Genomic DNA, 17,634 nt, shown 5'->3' with positions numbered 1-17,634 from the left:
TTACCTCGGCGGTAATTGTAACGCCCACCCTGCGCAAATACCGTCACCGACGTTGCAGCTTTCGAAGTCGGAAGCCGTGACTGAAGCCGCGAGATCAACAGATTGCGCGATGCGCAACGAGCGCGAGGACCCAGCGGATGCTCAAGCCTACCATTTTGGTGACCGGGGCAACCGGCAAGACCGGCGGCGCGACCATCGCCCAGCTGCTGCCGATGGGTTATCCGGTGCGCGCGCTGGTGCGCCAAATGGATCACCGCAGCGAGCAGCTGCGCAAAGCCGGCGCGGAAATCGTCATTGGCTCGCTCGAGGATACCACCGATCTTCGCGCCGCCATGACCGGCGTCCAGCGCGCCTATTTCTGCTCGCCGCTGGAGCCGGGGACGCTGCGACGGGCGGCGCTGTTTGCGGCGGCCGCGCAGGATAGCCGGCTCGAGGTTGTCGCGGCGCTGAGCCAATGGGTCGCCAGCGACAACCATCCGGCCGCGCACGCTCGGGAAAAATGGCTCAGCGACAGGATGTTTCATCTGGCGCCGGGCCTCGATGTCGTCACGATCAATCCCGGATTTTTCGCCGACAATTACATGGCGGCGCTGGAACCGATCGCGCATTTCGGCCTGATGGGGATGCCGCTCGGTGAAGGCCTGAATGCGCCGCCGTCGAACCAGGACATCGCCCGCGTAATCGTCGGCGCACTGACCAATCCTGGGGCATCAGCGAATTCGTGATCGAGGAGCTTTACTGGTTCCTGAAGGATTATCAGCGAAACGCCTTCGGCCTTGGCGCTCCGACGGAAGCTGTCCGCGAGGTCGGCGGTGTGGCGCCGGAATCTTTCGAAGAGACCGCCCGCCGCTATGTCGCGGCGTCGGGATTCGCCAACCGCACCGTCCGGTCAAATCTGACCGCGGTTTACAATCTGGTGGCCGGGCTTCTGACCTCCGCTCCTGTTCCTTCCTCCATCGCGCGCCGGCTGCAATTGCCGACCCTCAACCATCCGGTATTGGCTTGCGACAGTGCCGGTTGGCGCGCGTCGCATATGGTGGAGGGCTCGAGCTGACAGCCTACACTACCGAGCGGTGCCGCGAGATGCAGGTCTGCACCACCTCGTCGATCGGCTTCTCCCACCAAGCGTTGGAGAAGATCTCGATCTCGGAATAGCCGTCAAAGCCCTGCGCCTCGACCGCTGATCGCACCGATTTGATATCGATGACGCCGTCGCCCATCATGCCGCGGTCGTTGAGAATGTCCGTGGTCGGCACCAGCCAGTCGCAGACGTGAAACGCCAGCAGGCGATCTTTGCCGGCGCGGGCAATCTGCGGCAGCAATTCCGGGTCCCACCAGACGTGATAGACGTCGAGCGCTATGCCGAGCGCGCCAGAGCGCTGCGGGTCCAGCCGGTCGCAGATATCGAGCGCCTGTTTTGTCGTGTTCACGCAGGCGCGGTCGGCGGCATAGGCCGGATGCAGCGGCTCGATCGCGAGCGGCATCTGCACGGTGCGCGCATAGTCCAGCATTTCGGCGATGGCGTCGTCGACCTGGGTGCGCGCCGCCGCGATGTCTTTCGAGGCGACGCTCCCCGGCCGCGAATATTGCGGCAGGCCGCCGACCACCAGCACGACGCAGGGCGCGCCCAGCGCCCTGGCCTCATCGACAGCGCGACGGTTGTCGTCGCGCGCCTCGATGCGATGCGCGGCATCCGAGGTAAACATCCCGCCGCGGCAATAGCCCGACAGTTCCAGCCCGGCGTCGCGCACCGCACGTACCGCGCGATCAAGCCCGATGGTCGCGACCTGATCGCGCCAGGGATCGATGGCGCGGATCCCGTGCCGCGCGCAGGCCTCGATGATTTGGGCCAGATCGCCCTGCCTGCGGACCGTCGCGGTATTTAGCGACAGCCAGCGATGATCTCCCGAAAAGTCCCGCATCACGCCTCGATACCGCGCAGCGCCAGCACCGCCTGCATGCGCCGGGTCGCGAGCTCAGGGTTGGCGAGCAGGCCAGCCTTGTCGGCAAGCCGAAACAGTTCGGCGAGATGCAGCGTCGAACGCGTGCTCTCCTGGCCGCCGACCATCGTGAAATGATCCTGATGGCCGTTGAGATACGCCATGAATACGATGCCGGTCTTGTAGAACCGCGTCGGCGCCTTGAAGATATGACGCGACAGTGGCACCGTCGGTCCCAGCACGTCGTGAAACCCGGCCTCATCGCCGGCCGCGAGCCGCGACAGCGCGTAGGAGGCCGCCGGCGCGATGGCATCGAAGATGCCGAGCAGCGCATGCGAGAAGCCTTGGGCATCGCCGGCGATCAACTCGGCATAATTGAAATCGTCGCCGGTATACATCTTGATGCCCTTGCCGAGCCGGCGGCGCATATCGATCTCGCGCTGTTCGTCGAGCAGCGAGACCTTGACGCCGTCGACCTTGGCGGCATTGGCGTTGATGACGGCGACAGCGACATCCATCGCCGCGTTGAGATCGGGCGTGCCCCAGTAATTCGCCAGCGCCGGATCGAACATGTCGCCGAGCCAGTGAATGATCACGGGTTCGCGGACCTGCGACAGCACGCGATGATACACCGTGGCGTAGTCGTCCGGATTGCGGCCGATTTTCGCCAGCGCCCGCGACGCCATCAGGATGATGCGTCCGCCGGCTTTTTCCACCGCCGCGATCTGCTCCTCATAGGCGCGGATCACGTCGTCGAGGCTTTTGGCATCCTCCGGCGCCAGATGATCGGTGCCGGCGCCTGAAAACACCAGCGCATTGCCCCTCGCCTTGGCTGCCGCCACCGAGCGCTGGATCAATTCCAGCGAATTCGGCCAGTCCATCCCCATGCCGCGTTGCGCGGTGTCCATCGCCTCGGCGACACCGAGGCCGAGATCCCAGACATGTTCGCGAAACGCAATGGTCCTGTCCCAGTCGACGGCCGCCGACAGCCACGGGTCGACATCGGCCAGCGGGTCTGCCACCACATGCGCCGCCGAGAATGCTATGCGATTCAGCGTGCCCTCAAGTTTGGCGGGAAACGCGCGCGACGCCGCCAGGCGATAGGTCTCGATTTGACCATTGGCGGTCGGCAATTTGAGCGACAGCGAAGACATCGGTAACACCGGTCTGTTCATGATCCCTGCCCTCACACCTTGATCGGAGCGACGTCGATCCAGCGCCGTTCGCGCCAGCTCTGCAGGGCGCATTCGGCGAGCTGCACGCCCTTGGCGCCTTCCAGCAGCGTGAATTTGTAGGGCGCGTCCTCGCAGACATGGCGAATGAACATTTCCCACTGCTCTTTAAAACCGTTGTCGTAGACGTTGTTCTCCGGCAACTTCTGCCAGTCGGCATAGAAATCGTGGGTGCGCTTCTCGTCGGGATTCCACACCGGCCGCGGTGTCGCCTGTCGCGCCTGAATCACGCAATCGGTGAGTCCGGCCACCGCCGAACCATGGGTGCCGTCGACCTGGAAGGTGACGAGGTCGTCGCGATAGACCCGCGTCACCCAGGACATGTTGATATGCGCGATCACGCCGCCCTTGAGCTTGAAGGTGGCGTAGGCGGAATCATCGGCTGTCGCCTTGTACTTCTTGTTCTTCTCGTCCCAGCGCTCGGGAATATCCGTGGTGCCGGTGCAGCTGACGCTTTCGACCTCGCCAAAGAGATTGTCGAGCACGTAGCGCCAGTGGCAGACCATGTCGAGAATGATGCCGCCGCCGTCCTCGCTGCGATAATTCCACGACGGCCGCTGCGCCTCCTGCCAGCCGCCTTCGAATACCCAGTAGCCGAATTCGCCGCGCACCGAGAGCATGCGGCCGAAGAAACCGGAATCGCGCAGGAACGCCAGTTTCTTCAGTCCCGGCAGGAACAGCTTGTCCTGCACGGTGCCATGCTTGAGGCCCTTGGCGGCGGCGAGCTTGAGCACCGCCACGGCTTCCTCGAGATTGGTTGCGATCGGCTTCTCGCAATAGACGTGCTTGCCGGCATTGATCGCCCGCGTCAGCAGTGACGGGCGCGCCTGCGTGGTCGCGGCATCGAAGAAGATGGTGTCGGTCTTGTCGGCCAGCGCCTGATCGAGATCGGTGGTCCAGCGCGCGACGTTGAACTGCTTGGCGAGCCGCTCGACCTTGTCGGCGTCGCGGCCAACTAAAATTGGATCGGGCATCATGCGGTCTCCATTGCCGAGCAGCACACCGCCGGAATCGCGGATCGCGATGATGGAGCGGATCAGATGCTGGTTGAGGCCCATACGGCCGGTGACACCGTTCATGATCACGCCAAGGCGTTTGGTCGTCATATCGATTGCTCCTGCAGGATTTTTGTTTTTGGGTGTTGAAGCGGCGCCAGCGCCGCCCAGTCCGGATGCACGCCGCTGGCAAATCCCGGCGCCGTCAGCGATCCCGTCAGGAGATCGCCGTGATGGATCGCCAGCCGGATGTTTTTTCCGTCGCCGACGCTGTTTCCGTCGCCGACATAGAGATCGGGATGCGCGGCGAGAAAGGCCCGCGCCTCGGTGCCGGGCGTCTCGGCGAACCCGTCGACATAATGGTGACCGTTGCGCTCGGCATGGGTGACGCCGATCAGGGCGCCGAGGGCCAGATCCTGCTGCACGCCGAGGCCGGCCTGACAGGTCAGGTCTTCGCCCGAGATGAAGTGCCGCTCATCTTCCGTGCTCCAGATCGCGGCCCGCGTCGCATTGACGATCGACTTGTAGATGCCCTTGCAGGATTTGGACGAGATGCCACGATAGCCGAGCTCGCGCGCGGCCGGGAAAGCGTCATAGGAATCGTCGGCCTCGTCGATGATGAAATCACGGAATGCCAGATCACCCAGCGGCGACAGCTTCGAGATGTCGCGCGGCATCGGCTGCTCGATGTACAGCAGCTTTGTGGAGATCGGTCCGAGCGCGGCATCGCGATCGAGGCGGTCGGACAGCGCGGCCAGTGCGGCCAAATCAGCATATTGCTCGTTGGCATCGAGCGTGATGCTGTAGGGATGCGGCAGGGTCGCGAGTTCGTTTCCGATCCGGGTCAGCCGCGCGGCGTCCGCGTCGGGATCGCCGTTGAGCTTGAGCTTGAAATAACGGGCATCACTATTCTCGTGGCTGTCGGCGACGCCGCCCGTGCCCTCGATCCTGTCGTCGAGACCGACGGTATGCCGGATCGCGACACGATCGAGCCGCCGGCAGCGCGCCAGGAATTGCGCGATGTCCTCATCCCTTAAATCCGCCGACAGACGCGCATCGATCCCGGCGATATTGCCGGCCATGCCGTCAAAGAAGTTCGCACCCACGCCGCGTAACAGCGCGTCCAGGATCGCCTTGTCGATCTCCGCCGGCCCAAAGGCGGCGGCGAGCGGCGGGATATCTTCCTTCGCACAGGCCTCGACCTGGGCTGCAAGACAATGGGCGTGCAGCGCGAACGCGGTCTCGAAGCCCGAATGCGCCAGATAGAGCTCGCGCGCGATCAACAGCGAGCGTCTGAGTTCCGCGACGGTTTGCTCCGGCGACAGCTGCGGACGCTTGTCGAACCATTTCGGCACCATCATTTCAGCACTGGCACCGGTCGAAATGCCTTTACCCTCGACCTCGATCTCGACGCGCACAAAGACCTGCGACGCCGCGTTAACGACCACGGCGCCAAAGCGGAACGGCCTGGTAAAACCAACCGGGCGTTCGAAAAATGCGATGTCCCGCACGGCGATACGTGGCGGCATGGCGTCGAGCCTCAATCCAGCGCGCTTTGGGTGAAGAAGTGCTTGCGAATCCGCTGCACCAGTTCGGTGAAAACCGGGTCGGACATCACGTCAAGCGAGCGCGGCCGCGGCAACGGCACGTCGTAGATCGCGGCGATCGCGCCGGGCCGCTCGGTCATGACCAGCACGCGGTCGGCCAGGAACACCGCCTCCGGGATCGAGTGGGTGATCAAGAGCACGGTTTTGCCGGTTTCGCGCTGGATCCGCATCAACTCGACATTCATGCGCTCGCGCGTCATGGCATCGAGCGCGCCGAACGGCTCGTCCATCAGCATGATCTTGGGATCGTGCACCAGCGCGCGGCAGATCGAGGCGCGCTGCTGCATCCCGCCCGACAACTGCCAGGGCAGTTTCTTCTCGAAACCCTCGAGCCCGGCCAGCTTCAACAGCGCCATCGCGCGCGGCAGATATTCCTGGCGCGGCAGCCGCTTCATGTCGATCGGAAGCATGACGTTGGCGAGGATGTTGCGCCACGGCAGCAGCAACGCGTTCTGAAACACGATCCCGACATTGCCGTGCGGTGTCGTCACCCGCTCGCCCTCGACCAGAATTTCGCCGGTCGATGGCGGCAGCAGTCCGGAGATCATTTTCAAAAGCGTCGACTTGCCGCAGCCGGACGGGCCGACCACGACAAAGAACTCGCCGGTGTTGATGTGGAAGTCGAGCGGACGCAACGACGGCACGTCGCCGTCGCGCGACCGGTAAGTTTTCGACACGCCGGAGAGCTGAATACCCGGCATGCCGTCGGCCGCGCGATCGGACACCACGCGCAGATGCGCGGCAGAGAGGTTAGAAGCGGAGGTCTTTGTCGCTGCGTTCATTCAGACGGGTCCATTCGAACGGTACCAGGGAGTCGTCATTCCGGGATGGTCCGCAGGACCAGACCCGGAATCTCGAGATTCCGGGTTCGATGCTTCGCATCGCCCCGGAATGACGGCATCTCGCTTATTTCGGCAGATAATCATTGCTGTAAAACGCTTTCGGATTATCCTTGGCCTTGGCGTCGAGCCCGCCATATTCGACCATCAAATTGACGGTGTCGGTCATGTTCTGATCGGTCACCTGGAACGGCCGCTTGTCCCTGGTTTCCGGCGTGCGATAGAGCGGGATCGTCAGCTCAAAGCCTTGCGTGAGCGTATCGATCTTGCCGCCCTTCGGATTGACATCGAGGATCGACTGCGCGGCGCCCTTCGGGTCCTTTTCGGCGGCTTCGACCGCCTTGGTGGTCGCGGCCATGAAGCGCTTCACCAGATCGGCGTTGGCCCGGGCATAGTCGGAATTGGCGATGATGCCTGAGGAGACCATGTTGATGCCGTAGTCGGCGAATTTGATCGGATAGACGTCCTTGCCGGTGGCGTCCTTGATCTTCATCGACTGGTCCATCACGTAACCCAGCAGCAGGTCCGCCTGCCCGTTGATGACGGCATTAAGCTTGGTCTGGCCATCGCCGGCAACGGTAGTGAAATCGCTTTCCTTGAGGCCGGTCTTTTTCAGAAACAGCGGCCAGATCTGCGTCATCGAATCCGCCGGCGTAATCGCCACGGTCTTGCCCTTGATATCGGCGGGCTGGCGGATGTTCTTGTCGACGAAACCCATCGCCGACATCGGGCTGGTCTGCAGCAACACGCCGGTGGCAATCACGGGCGCGCCCTTGACCGCCGCGCGCATCATGGTGGGGATGTCGACATAGCCGAAATCGGCGGTCTTGGCGGTGACCGCCTGGGTGGTCGCCGCCGAGCCGCGGCCTTCCTGAATTTCGAGATCGATATTTTCGGCCGCGTAGAGGCCCTTGGCCTTGCCGTAGTAAAACGGCGCGTGCTCGCCATAGACATACCAGTTGAGCATCAGCACCACCTTGTCGGCCGCCCTAGCCGGGGCCGCCGCCAGCGCCGTCCAGATCAGCGCCGCCGCCAGCGCCGTCATCGATCGCACCATGTCATCCTCCCGCTCGTCTTTACCGCGGCCCTTTACAGGCCGCTTTGTTCTCGCTGGCCGCGTCACGCGGCGAAAATAACATCCTGACGCTGGCTGACATGCCAGGGAATCACAAGGCGTTCGATCCGGTCGACGACCCAGAACAGCACGACGCCGAGCAGCGCCAGGATCACCAAAGCGGCAAACATGGTCGGCAGGTCGAAGGTGCCGATCGAGCGCTGCAGCACGTAGCCGATGCCCGAATTGGAGCCGACGAATTCGCCCACTACAGCTCCGACCACGGCCAGCGTCACCGAAACTTTCAACCCTGAGAAGATCGCCGGCATCGCGTGCGGCAGGTTGACGGCGCAGAACACCTGGAAGCGGTTGCCCTGCATCGCCCGCGCCAGATCGACCATATCCGGATCGACCGATTTGAATCCCTGCACCGCGGACACCACCACCGGAAAGAACCCGAGCAGGAACGCCGAGATCACTTTCGGGATGATCCCGAAACCGAACCAGACCACGAACAGCGGCGCGATCGCGACCTTCGGCACCGATTGCGAGAACACCAGCAGCGGATAGACATAGCTTTCCACCGTCTTCGATCCCGCGATCAGCATCGCCAGGGGTATGCCGAACAGCGCCGACAGCAGGAAGCCGCACAGCGTCGCATAGGTGGTCGGCCAGGCCTGCCGCGCCAGTTCCGGCCAATCCTGCCACAGCACCACGACGACATCGCCGGGGGCCGGGATTTGATACGGCGGAATCCGGAACAGCCGGATCGTCAGATCCCAGGCCACCACGATGAAAATCAGGAACAAAAACGGACGAATCCAAGCCGCATTCAGCGCCCTCGACACGTATCCGGGCCCTGTGCGTTCGGCCACGCTTCTCTCCCTTGATGGTCTGTTGTTCGGGTACAAATTAACCCGTTGGATAAATACTGTCTAGGGGGTTGGAAGCGGCCCAACAGCGGCGAGCCATGCGCCAGAATGTCGTCCCGGCGAACGCCGGGACCCATACGCCCTGCCGTCTGTGTTTTGCACGTGGGCAAACACCTTCTGTAACAATTGGTAGCAGTGGTTATGCCGGCGTTCGCCGGGACGACCAGATGGTGTCGTATCAAGCGGTATGATGTACCGGCGCGCGTACCTTCGGCGCCTTGTGCTTACCAAAGGCGGCGACCGATTTTCCGGTCAGGGCGGCCAGCACCAGCGCGATCATGTGCTCCAGGCGCTCGTCGCGGGCTTCCTGCTTCAGGAGGTCGCGGCCGAAAATCACGCTTAAGGTAGCGCTGTTCGACAGGTAGAAAAAGCACAGCGCCGCGATCGAGATGTAGAGCTGGACCGGATCGACTGCCACCACGAAGTCGCCGCTCTCGACGCCGCGCGTCACCACCGTGCGGATCATCTCGACGAACGGCGAATGCATCGACTTGACCTTGGTGGATCGCTTGAGGTGACGCGCCCGCGCCATGTTTTCGGTGTTCAGCAGCGCCAGGAATTCCGGGTTGCGGATGAAATAATTCCAGGTGAAATCGATCAGCCGCGCGATCGCGGTGGGGGGATCGAGGTGTTCCAGATCGAGACTGCGTTCCTCGACTCTTATCTTCTCATAGGCGCCTTCCAGCACCGCGAGATAGAGCTCGTCCTTTTTGCCGACGTGATAATACAGCATGCGCTTGTTGGCGCCGGCCTTGGCCGCGATCCGGTCGACCCGCGCCCCGGCGATGCCATGGGCGGCAAATTCCTGCTTCGCGGCCTCGAGAATGCGAAGCCGCATCCCTTCGGGATCGCGCTGCCATTTCAAAGTTCGCTTTGCCTTGGTCAAATCAGTCGCTCGATGATGGTGTCAGGCCGGATGTACCACGTGCCCGGCGGTTTGAGAATGAATGATGCTCGATCAGTCGTCATTGCCTGCGACAAACGCGAAGCATTTGCGCAAGGAGCCAACGGGTCGGCGCAAAGCGCCGCCCGATGGCAGGCTCCGCGAAGCAATCCAACAGCGGCGGGTGGCGCCCGCGACGCCTGTGTGTTTATGATCCGGGCATGATCTATACGAAGCTCATTCGTCCGCTGGCGTTCCGGCTCAATCCGGAAACCGCCCATCATCTGGCCATTGCGGCCGGCGCGCGTCTCGGCTGGGCCGCGGGAGCGATGCGGGCTACGACCTGCGTCGACGACATCAGGCTCAAGGTCGATGTGGATGGTCTTCGTTTCCCGACTCCGATTGGGCTCGCCGCCGGCTTTGACAAGAGCGGCGCGGCGATATCGGCGCTCGCCGGCCTCGGCTTTGGCGCGATCGAGATCGGCTCGGTTTCGGTCGATCCATCGCAGGGCAATCCGAAGCCGCGGCTGTGGCGCCTGCCCGACGACCAGGGCATCGTCGTGCATTACGGCTTGCCCAACGATGGCGTGGCGGCGATCGCCGAGCGATTGACACGCACGCGCCTGCCGGTGCCGCTGGGGATCAATCTCGTGGTCACCAATCGCGGACCGGGCTCAGCACCACTCACGGCGGATCAGATCATCGGCGAATACGCCACCGCCGCCAGCGCGATGGCGCCGCACGCGGATTACCTGATGCTCAATCTGTCATGCCCGAACACGGTCGATGGCCGCGATTTTTTCGCCGATTCCGGCCATCTCGATGCATGCCTCGCCGCACTTGGTGAAACCAGGCCGCGACTGCCGGTATTTCTCAAAGTGTCGCCGCTAGGCGGTATCGAGGCCATCGAACGCGTGCTGGCGGCCGCCGATGGCCGCGATTTCGTGTCCGGCTTCATGTTCAACCTGCCGCCGGTCAAGCCTGAGGGCATGCGCACCCCGGAGCCAATCTGGCGCAAGGTGCCCGGCGCCGTGTCGGGCCCCCCGGCCGCCGCGCTGGCCGATTTCTGTATCCGCGAAACCTTCCGGCGCATGGACCGCAAGCGCTACATCCTGATCGGCGCCGGCGGCGTGTCGACGGCGCAGGATGCCTACGCCAAGATCCGCCTCGGCGCATCGCTGGTGCAACTGCTCACCGCGCTGATTTATGAGGGCCCCGGCGTCGTTCGCACCATCACGCTCGGCCTCGCGCAATTGCTTGCGCGCGATGGCGTAAAGAGTGTCGTGGATGTTGTCGGTGTGGACGCTATTTAGGACTCCGCCCGTGCGGTCCGTTCCACCAGCAGCGTGGGAATGCCGCAGGTGCCGTCACGCACCGTCAGGACGCGGGTGCCGGGTTTGCGGCCGGTGCGCACCTCCGACACGTCGATATTAACCGACAGCAGCCGCGCCCGTGTCGCGTCGACATCGTCGACCCGCCAGCTCAATCCCCAGATGCTGTCGCGGGTCTTGTCCATCGCCGCGTCCTTGCCCGGCCGGTGCACGACCTCGACGATAAGATCGCCGCAGCGAAAGAACATCAGCTGGCCCCAATCGGGATGCGACCGGTCCAGCGCCATGTCGAGCCCGAGCCGCGCGCCGTAGAGTGCCGCGGCACGTTCCGGATCTGAAGTCGAGACCACCACATGGTCCAGCGCCGTAATCGGCGCGGCAGCTGACCGCACCGAGAGCGGGCGTTCGCTGGCCAGTTCGAGAAAGAACAACCGCACCCCGCGCGTGGCTGATGTTGCCGCGCGAGTTCGCTGCCACGACAGCATCGCGCCCGAGGTCGTGTCGCGGCTCTCGACCGCGGCGACCGGCTCCGGCTTCAGGGCCAACCGGTCGAGCCTGCGGTGCATTTTCGCGATGTCGCCGGTGCGAAAGCAGATGCTGGCCAGTCCCTCGCCCTGTGCGGCGATGACCTCGCGGATCCGCTCCGCAGACGCGCCGTCGCCATCGGGTGACATCAGTTCCAGCGTCATGTTGCCGAGCGTAAACAGCACGCGGTCGGCGCCATCACCGGTGTTTCGCCACGCCGGCGCGCACCCCAGCAGCGTCTGGTAGGCCGCCGTGGCGGCCGCGATATCGCGGACCAGGACCACGACATGATCGAGCCCGGTGATCACGACAACAGCCCCCGCATGGTCTCGGCGGCGCGGACCGCCACCATGCCGGAGGCCGGACTGGAACAGACCGTCATCGTTCGCTCCCTCTGTCGGTCCCAGGAACTCAAAATAACCGCCGACCGTTGGATCGACGCGGCACGCCGATGATGCTCCTGGACGGTCCTAATCCTGTCCCATCGGCAGCTCAAGCGACCCAGGCGGCGGGGTTGCGAATAATTTTTGCGAAGCTTCCGCCAAAACCGGTGCTAGTGTGGGGTGCCGCCGGGACCACCCTTTAGCGCATGACGGACAAATGATGCAGGCCCTCTTCATCGGACAGACCTATATCGACGTCACCTTCATTACCGACCACATGCCGACCGGCGACGAAAAGCATGTCGCCTCGGACTACGCGGTATCGTTCGGCGGCAACGCCGTCACGGCGGCCTTCTGCTGCGCCAAGCTCGGCATTGTGCCGGACCTGATCGCCACCGTGGCCAATGACTGGCTCGGCCGCATGTTCCAGGACATGAGCGCGAAGTACGGAATCTCGATCCATCCGCGCAAGGTCAATTCCTCGTCGCTGTCGTTCATCATGCCGAAGGACGGCAAGCGGGCGATCGTGCGCTGCCGCGATGACGAGCATATTCACCCGTTCCCGTTGCTCAATCTCAAAGGCTGTCGCGCGCTGCATGTCGACGGTCACCAGCCGGATGCCGCGATCCATTATGCCAGACTGTGCCGCGAAGACGGCATCCTGACCTCGCTCGACGGTGGCGGCCTTCGCACCAACACCCATGACCTCTTGGAATTCATCGACGTCGCCATCGTCGCCGAGCGGCTGTGCGAGCAGATGGATCTCACACCGGAAAAGATGCTGGATTATCTCAAGAGCCGGGGCTGCCGGGTCGGCGGCGTGACCCAGGGCGAGCGCGGCCTGCTCTGGTACGACGAGGCGGGGGCCACCCGTACCATGCCCGCGCTGCCGATCTCGCGCGAGCGCGTGCTCGATACCAACGGCGCCGGCGACGTGTTCCACGGCGCCTATGTCTATTCTTATCTCAGCAATCCCGGCAAAAGCTGGCACGACCATTTCGAGTTTGCGCGCGCGGCCTCGACCTACAAGATCCAACGCCTCGGCAACGAGGCCGGATTGCCGACGCTTGCCGACATCGAAGCCGTCAAACGAGAGTTTCAGATCGGGCGTAAGAAAGAATTTTGGGATTAGGCCATTTTAGGATTAGGCAATTTAGGATTGGACATGGGCCGTTCACCCTTTCCATCCGTCGTCCCGGCGAACGCCGGGACCCATAATCACCGGCGTTTGTTGCTGAGGAAGGTCTCTACCTCCATCGCCTAACCGATAGGCCGCGGCGTATGGTTCCCGGCGTTCGCCGGGACGACGAAAAGCGGCGAAGCGAAATCACGCCAGCGCTGCCTTCAAATCGAAGCTGAGATCCGCCGCCTGCTCCGGCTCGATCGAGCGGTTCAGGCCGAGAATTTTCCGGCCGAACACGTGATCCGCCGCGCGGTTGATCGACTCGACACCGACGAGCTGGCCGGCTTTGTAGCAGAAGGCCGAGAACGAGCGCGCTGCACGATCGCCGCGCACCACGACGCGGTCGTATCCGGTGGTCAGGCCCGCGATCTGAAGCTTGTCGTCGCCCTGGTCGCTCCAGAACCATGGCAGGCCATCATAGGTCCTGGCATCGCCGGTCAACCGCGCCGCCACACAGCGCGCCTGATCGGTGGCGTTCTGCACGGATTCCAGACGCAGCGAGCCACCGAAGCGCGGGCTCGCGAACAGCGCGCAATCGCCGATTGCAGAAATATTGGGATCGGCGGTCAGCAATTGCTCGTCGACAATGATGCCGGCCGCGACCGGCAGGCCGGCTTCACTGGCCAGTTCGATATTGGGCAACACGCCGACACCGACCACGACCAGGTCCGCGGGCACATGGCGGCCGTCGCTGAGGCTGACACCGGTCACGTTAGTGCCGTCGCTCTCGATGGCGGTGGTCTGCACGCCGAGATGAATGCGAATCCCGGCGGCGGTGTGCCGCGCCTGGAAGAATTCCGAGATTTCGGCCGTGACCGCGCGCGCCATGACGCGTGCGCCGAGTTCGATCACGTCCACCTCGAGCCCCTTCGCCCGCGCCGTCGCGGCGAATTCCAGGCCGATAAACCCCGCGCCGACCACCACGACATGCCGCGCCGAGGCCATGCGCTGCCGCAGTCCCTCGCTTTCGTCGAGCGTTCGCAGATAAAGCACATCCGGCAGATTGGCGTTGGGGATGTCGAGCAGCCGGTTGCGCGCGCCGGTGGCAAGCACGAGATGCGCGTAATCGAGAAATGAGCCAGACGCTAGCAATAACCTGAGCGCGGCACGGTCGACGAAAACAGCGCGATCGCTGATCAGCTCGATATTCTGGTCGCGATAGAATTTATCCGGCCGGAACATCAGGCTATCGGGACGGCCTTCGCCTTTCAGATAGGCCTTGGATAAGGGCGGGCGCTGATACGGCAGATGCGCTTCATCGTTGATCAGGCAGACGCGGCCGCCATAGCCATGCTGCCGCAACGACACGGCGACCTGGAAACCGGCATGGCCGGCGCCGACGATCAGAACGGTTTCCTGCTCCATGCGGTCAGACCGGTTTGACGCGAAGCGGCAGGGTGTCGAACCCGCGCAAGGTGTTGTTGAGCCGCTGCTGCGGTTCGGCCGTGAATTCGAACGATGCCACGCGTTTGGCAAGGGCCGCCAGGATCGCTTCGGTTTCCAGCCGCGCCACCGCCTGCCCGACGCAACCATGGATGCCGGTGCCGAAGGTCATGTGCCCGGTGGCACGGCGGCTGACGTCGAACGTATCGGGCCTTTCCCAGCGGCGCGGATCGCGGTTGGCCGCTGCGAACAGCAGCAGCACCTTCTCGCCGTTACCCAGCCGCACGCCGCCGACCTCGACATCCCGGGTCGTGGTCCGGAAAAAACTCTGCACCGGCGCCTCGAAGCGCAATACTTCTTCGAAGGCACCGCGGGTCAGCGCCGGATTTTCGCGAAGTGCGCGCCATTGTTCGGGATAGCGCGTCATGCAGTAGAGCGCGTTGCCGAGTCCGTAAACCGTGGTGTCTATGCCGGCGGAAAGAAACGAGCGCACCAGCATGCCCGCTTCGTCCTCGGTCAACTCGCCGGCATCGACGGCGTCGAAAATCTGCATCCCCAGCCTGCCCGGCGCCAGCGCCGCACGGCTGCATTTCGACATGATCCAGTCGCGCACCGGGCCGGCATTGGCGGTCGCCTGCTCGAACAGATCGTTGCGGGGGCCGAACGAGTTGAACACCATGCTGCCATAGGGCATCAGGTTTTCGCGGCCTTCCTCGGAAAGCCCGACCGCATCCGGGAACACCTTGAGCGGATAGGCTTCGGCCAGATCGGCAACCCCGTCGAATTCGCGCTGCTCGACCAGCCGCGCGATCAGCAGTTCCGCTTCGCGCTCGAACGTGTCGCGCAGGATCTTGATCGCCGCCGGCGACAGGATGCGCGTCAGCACCGCGCGGGTGCGGGTATGCAGCGGCGGATCGGCCTCCAGGATGATGCTGGGCGGCCGCCATGGCGGTTCCTTGCGGAAATCGCTCAGACCGACCCCGGCGGACGAACAATAGGTCTGCCAGTCGGTCAGGGCATCGCGGACCTGCTCGTGCCGGGCCATCGCCCATATTCCGTAATGCTCGAGCCAGACGACTGGACCGGCCTCGCGCAGCGCTTCGTGGTCCGGATAGGGGTCGCGCAGAAACGCGTGCGAAAACGGATCGACGGCTGAAACCGGGTGGCTCAATGTGGTCTGGTCGCTCACGACGCCTGCTCCCGCTTCCGGCTGTTGCAATGCGGTTGTCCGCCGGCCGCTGCCGGTATTTTGCAGACTTCGGCGGGGATTGTCACCTCTTGCCTTCTGCTATTTAAATGCCTTGTTGAATGCCTTGCGATCTCCACGGGGGCCATTGCAGATGCCGACGCCCGCCCACGCTACCGCCTCGCCTCCCGACGATCCGGCGCTGCTTCGGATCGAAGGCCCGATTGCCACGATCACGCTCAACCGCCCGGCCGCCTTCAACTCGATCGATCTTTCGATCGCGAAAAAGCTCGAACAGCTCGGCGCGGAAGTCGAGGCCAATGACGACATTCGCGTGCTGGTGATCGAAGGCGTGGGCCGTGCGTTCTCAGCCGGTGGCGATCTGCAAACCATCGGCGCCGCTGCTGCAACCGACACCATCGCGCCTGTGGTCGGCGAACTGCTCAGGCATTATCACGCCTTCATCGAGACCCTGCGGCGGATGCCGAAGATCGTGCTTTCAAGCGTTCATGGCTCGGCGGCCGGCGCCGGCATGGGACTGGCATTTGTCGCCGACCTCTGCATCGCGGCGCAAGACGCGCGCTTCACGCCGGCCTATGCCAAGATCGGCGTGTCGCCCGATGGCGGCAGCACCGTCGGCCTGGTCGGCACCGTCGGCGTCCGCCGCGCGCTGCAGATATTTCTGGCGGAGGACAGCTTCTCCGCGCAGCAGGCCCATGACTGGGGGCTGGTCGCCAAGGTCGTTCCGGCGGTCGAGCTAAAGGCGGCGACGCGACAATTCGCCGAACGGCTGGCGCAAAATTCGCCGGCCGCGATCGGCGGCACCAAGTCGCTGGTCTACCAGGCCGGCGCCACGCCGACCCGGCAGCAACTCGATGCCGAAGCAGAAAAGATCATCGACGCCATGCACACCGATGAGTTCCGCATCGCGGTGAAGAAGTTTACGAGCAAGGGGAAATAGGCCGGGAGATCTCCGCGCGTCGTCCCGGCGAACGCCGGGACCCATACGCCGCGGCGTCGCGATGTTACGCAGGCGGTTGTCGCAATATTTCTTTTGAGCCTCGACGGCCGGTGGTTATGGGTCCCCGCTTTCGCGGGGCACGACACCTGATTTTGCGTCAGCATTTTCAATTCGGGCAGATATACCCTGTCCCGGCCGGCGATTTGAAACAGCCGACCGATTCCGGGATCATCTGCTTCGGCAGCCACAGCACCACCTTCGGGAAATAGATCGTAAACGTGATCGTCGCCAGGAACACCACGTAGATCGGCAGCGCCGCGCGCAGCGCCTTGCCGAAACTGACGCCGACGAATTTCGAGGCCATCAGCAGCACCAGCCCGTAAGGCGGCGTGATCAGGCCGAACGCCAGCGTGGCGATCAGCACCACGCCCATGTGGACGCCGTTGATGTCGCCGGCTTGCGTGAGCGCATTCACCAGCGGCATGAAGATGATGATGGTCGGTACCGGTTCGATGAAATCCCCGACCACGGTGAACAGCAGCACCAGCAGCAACATCATGTATTGCGGGTCGTTGCCGGCAATCGAGGTGATCCAGTCGGCGATCACGATGGCGCCGCGCAGATAGGCCAGCATCCAGCCGAAGGCATTGGCGGCGCCGATGGTGATCAGCGGCAGCGAGAAGATCAGCCCGGCCAGGCAGAAATCGTAGGGAATCTTGCGCAAATGACCGCGATTGAGCGCGGGGATCACCACCGCGATGATCCAGACCACCGCGACGACGCCGGCCTCGGTCGGCGTGAACCAGCCGGTGAGGATGCCGCCGAGCAGGATCACGGGAATCATCAGCGGCAGCGCGGCATCCCCCGCGGCGAAGGCGATCTGGCGAAACGGCGCCCGCGGCTTGCGCATCCCCGAGGGCCCGAAGAAGTAGCAATAGATCATCAGGCCGAAACCGATCATCAATCCAGGCACCACGCCGGCCATGAACAGTCCGGCGATCGAGACGTTGCCGACGGCGCCATAGACCACCGCGGTGATGCTCGGCGGCACCAGTGCGGCGATGGTGGAAGCGGATGCGATGATCGCCGCGATGAAGGCGGGGCTGTAGCCTTCGCGCTTCATCGGTCCGCCCAGCGCCCGGCTCATGACCGCGACATCGGCCGTGGTCGATCCCGACATCTCCGAGAAGAACATGCTGA

General features: G+C 63.7%; 17 protein-coding genes. 5 read left to right on the top strand and 12 right to left on the bottom strand.

The window, feature by feature from the left end; all coding sequences use genetic code 11:
- Positions 1-137 precede the first annotated feature (137 nt).
- Positions 138-725, top strand: a complete 588-nt coding sequence (locus tag ABR948_RS18950) for an NAD(P)H-binding protein (protein ID WP_428120668.1) — start codon at positions 138-140, stop codon at positions 723-725.
- Positions 722-1,054 (top strand): hypothetical protein, encoded by a 333-nt coding sequence (locus ABR948_RS18945; RefSeq protein WP_428120666.1) that lies wholly within the window; start codon positions 722-724, stop codon positions 1,052-1,054. Before ABR948_RS18950 ends, ABR948_RS18945 begins: the two co-directional genes overlap by 4 nt.
- Positions 1,055-1,058: 4 nt before the next feature.
- Here ABR948_RS18945 and ABR948_RS18940 read toward each other — a convergent pair whose 3' ends face one another.
- The 8 genes from ABR948_RS18940 to ABR948_RS18905 all read right to left on the bottom strand — a co-directional run bounded on the left by ABR948_RS18940 (position 1,059) and on the right by ABR948_RS18905 (position 9,485).
- Positions 1,059-1,922: a sugar phosphate isomerase/epimerase family protein gene (locus ABR948_RS18940; protein ID WP_428120664.1), complete on the bottom strand. Its 864-nt coding sequence runs from the start codon at positions 1,920-1,922 to the stop codon at positions 1,059-1,061.
- Positions 1,922-3,115 (bottom strand): dihydrodipicolinate synthase family protein, encoded by a 1,194-nt coding sequence (locus ABR948_RS18935; protein WP_428120662.1) that lies wholly within the window; start codon positions 3,113-3,115, stop codon positions 1,922-1,924. The genes ABR948_RS18940 and ABR948_RS18935 overlap by 1 nt, the downstream gene beginning before the upstream one ends.
- Positions 3,116-3,126: 11 nt before the next feature.
- The gene (locus ABR948_RS18930; protein ID WP_428120660.1) at positions 3,127-4,278 is read right to left on the bottom strand and encodes a Gfo/Idh/MocA family protein; all 1,152 of its coding nucleotides are present in this window, start codon (positions 4,276-4,278) and stop codon (positions 3,127-3,129) included.
- Entirely contained in the window at positions 4,275-5,696 is a 1,422-nt protein-coding gene (locus tag ABR948_RS18925) for a hypothetical protein (RefSeq protein WP_428120658.1), read from the bottom strand. Before ABR948_RS18925 ends, ABR948_RS18930 begins: the two co-directional genes overlap by 4 nt.
- 11 nt (positions 5,697-5,707) lie before the next feature.
- Positions 5,708-6,556 (bottom strand): ABC transporter ATP-binding protein, encoded by an 849-nt coding sequence (locus ABR948_RS18920; RefSeq protein ID WP_428120656.1) that lies wholly within the window; start codon positions 6,554-6,556, stop codon positions 5,708-5,710.
- Between the two features lie 124 nt (positions 6,557-6,680).
- Complete coding sequence (locus ABR948_RS18915; RefSeq protein WP_428120654.1) at positions 6,681-7,670, bottom strand: ABC transporter substrate-binding protein; 990 nt, start codon at positions 7,668-7,670, stop codon at positions 6,681-6,683.
- A gap of 62 nt (positions 7,671-7,732) precedes the next feature.
- Positions 7,733-8,542, bottom strand: a complete 810-nt coding sequence (locus ABR948_RS18910) for an ABC transporter permease (RefSeq protein WP_428120652.1) — start codon at positions 8,540-8,542, stop codon at positions 7,733-7,735.
- Between the two features lie 235 nt (positions 8,543-8,777).
- Positions 8,778-9,485 (bottom strand): TetR family transcriptional regulator, encoded by a 708-nt coding sequence (locus ABR948_RS18905; protein WP_428120650.1) that lies wholly within the window; start codon positions 9,483-9,485, stop codon positions 8,778-8,780.
- Between the two features lie 218 nt (positions 9,486-9,703).
- On the opposite strand from ABR948_RS18905, the gene ABR948_RS18900 reads away from it, so the two are divergent.
- Positions 9,704-10,795: a quinone-dependent dihydroorotate dehydrogenase gene (locus ABR948_RS18900; RefSeq protein WP_428120648.1), complete on the top strand. Its 1,092-nt coding sequence runs from the start codon at positions 9,704-9,706 to the stop codon at positions 10,793-10,795.
- On the opposite strand, the gene ABR948_RS18895 is transcribed toward ABR948_RS18900, so the two are convergent.
- The gene (locus ABR948_RS18895) at positions 10,792-11,646 is read right to left on the bottom strand and encodes a VOC family protein (RefSeq protein WP_428120646.1); all 855 of its coding nucleotides are present in this window, start codon (positions 11,644-11,646) and stop codon (positions 10,792-10,794) included. The genes ABR948_RS18900 and ABR948_RS18895 overlap by 4 nt on opposite strands.
- A 295-nt stretch (positions 11,647-11,941) precedes the next feature.
- Between ABR948_RS18895 and ABR948_RS18890 the strand changes: the two genes are divergently transcribed.
- Positions 11,942-12,853 (top strand): sugar kinase, encoded by a 912-nt coding sequence (locus tag ABR948_RS18890; RefSeq protein WP_428120696.1) that lies wholly within the window; start codon positions 11,942-11,944, stop codon positions 12,851-12,853.
- A 195-nt stretch (positions 12,854-13,048) separates the two neighbouring features.
- On the opposite strand, the gene ABR948_RS18885 is transcribed toward ABR948_RS18890, so the two are convergent.
- Together ABR948_RS18885 and ABR948_RS18880 are read right to left on the bottom strand one after the other, a co-directional pair.
- Positions 13,049-14,269: an NAD(P)/FAD-dependent oxidoreductase gene (locus ABR948_RS18885; protein ID WP_428120644.1), complete on the bottom strand. Its 1,221-nt coding sequence runs from the start codon at positions 14,267-14,269 to the stop codon at positions 13,049-13,051.
- Between the two features lie 4 nt (positions 14,270-14,273).
- Positions 14,274-15,476 (bottom strand): cytochrome P450, encoded by a 1,203-nt coding sequence (locus ABR948_RS18880; RefSeq protein ID WP_428120641.1) that lies wholly within the window; start codon positions 15,474-15,476, stop codon positions 14,274-14,276.
- 151 nt (positions 15,477-15,627) lie between these two features.
- Here ABR948_RS18880 and ABR948_RS18875 point away from each other — a divergent pair, with 151 nt between their 5' ends.
- The gene (locus ABR948_RS18875) at positions 15,628-16,434 is read left to right on the top strand and encodes an enoyl-CoA hydratase/isomerase family protein (protein ID WP_428120639.1); all 807 of its coding nucleotides are present in this window, start codon (positions 15,628-15,630) and stop codon (positions 16,432-16,434) included.
- A 166-nt stretch (positions 16,435-16,600) separates the two neighbouring features.
- On the opposite strand, the gene ABR948_RS18870 is transcribed toward ABR948_RS18875, so the two are convergent.
- Positions 16,601-17,634: TRAP transporter large permease subunit (locus tag ABR948_RS18870; protein WP_428120637.1), on the bottom strand; the 1,034-nt coding region annotated here is incomplete at its 5' end.

It is taken from the genome of Bradyrhizobium sp., from assembly GCF_050014615.1.
Classification (GTDB): Bacteria; Pseudomonadota; Alphaproteobacteria; order Rhizobiales; family Xanthobacteraceae; genus Bradyrhizobium.
Note: the sequence above shows the minus strand (reverse complement) of the source record. Positions and strands in the feature narration are given on the sequence as shown.

Bases quoted from the DNA above. Each gene is read 5' to 3' on its own strand.
- ABR948_RS18950 (WP_428120668.1), top strand. From the start codon at position 138: ATGCTCAAGCCTACCATTTTGGTGACCGGGGCAACCGGCAAGACCGGC.
- ABR948_RS18940 (WP_428120664.1), bottom strand. From the start codon at position 1,922: ATGCGGGACTTTTCGGGAGATCATCGCTGGCTGTCGCTAAATACCGCG.
- ABR948_RS18935 (WP_428120662.1), bottom strand. From the start codon at position 3,115: ATGAACAGACCGGTGTTACCGATGTCTTCGCTGTCGCTCAAATTGCCG.
- ABR948_RS18930 (WP_428120660.1), bottom strand. From the start codon at position 4,278: ATGACGACCAAACGCCTTGGCGTGATCATGAACGGTGTCACCGGCCGT.
- ABR948_RS18925 (WP_428120658.1), bottom strand. From the start codon at position 5,696: ATGCCGCCACGTATCGCCGTGCGGGACATCGCATTTTTCGAACGCCCG.
- ABR948_RS18920 (WP_428120656.1), bottom strand. From the start codon at position 6,556: ATGAACGCAGCGACAAAGACCTCCGCTTCTAACCTCTCTGCCGCGCAT.
- ABR948_RS18915 (WP_428120654.1), bottom strand. From the start codon at position 7,670: ATGGTGCGATCGATGACGGCGCTGGCGGCGGCGCTGATCTGGACGGCG.
- ABR948_RS18900 (WP_428120648.1), top strand. From the start codon at position 9,704: ATGATCTATACGAAGCTCATTCGTCCGCTGGCGTTCCGGCTCAATCCG.
- ABR948_RS18890 (WP_428120696.1), top strand. From the start codon at position 11,942: ATGCAGGCCCTCTTCATCGGACAGACCTATATCGACGTCACCTTCATT.
- ABR948_RS18885 (WP_428120644.1), bottom strand. From the start codon at position 14,269: ATGGAGCAGGAAACCGTTCTGATCGTCGGCGCCGGCCATGCCGGTTTC.
- ABR948_RS18875 (WP_428120639.1), top strand. From the start codon at position 15,628: ATGCCGACGCCCGCCCACGCTACCGCCTCGCCTCCCGACGATCCGGCG.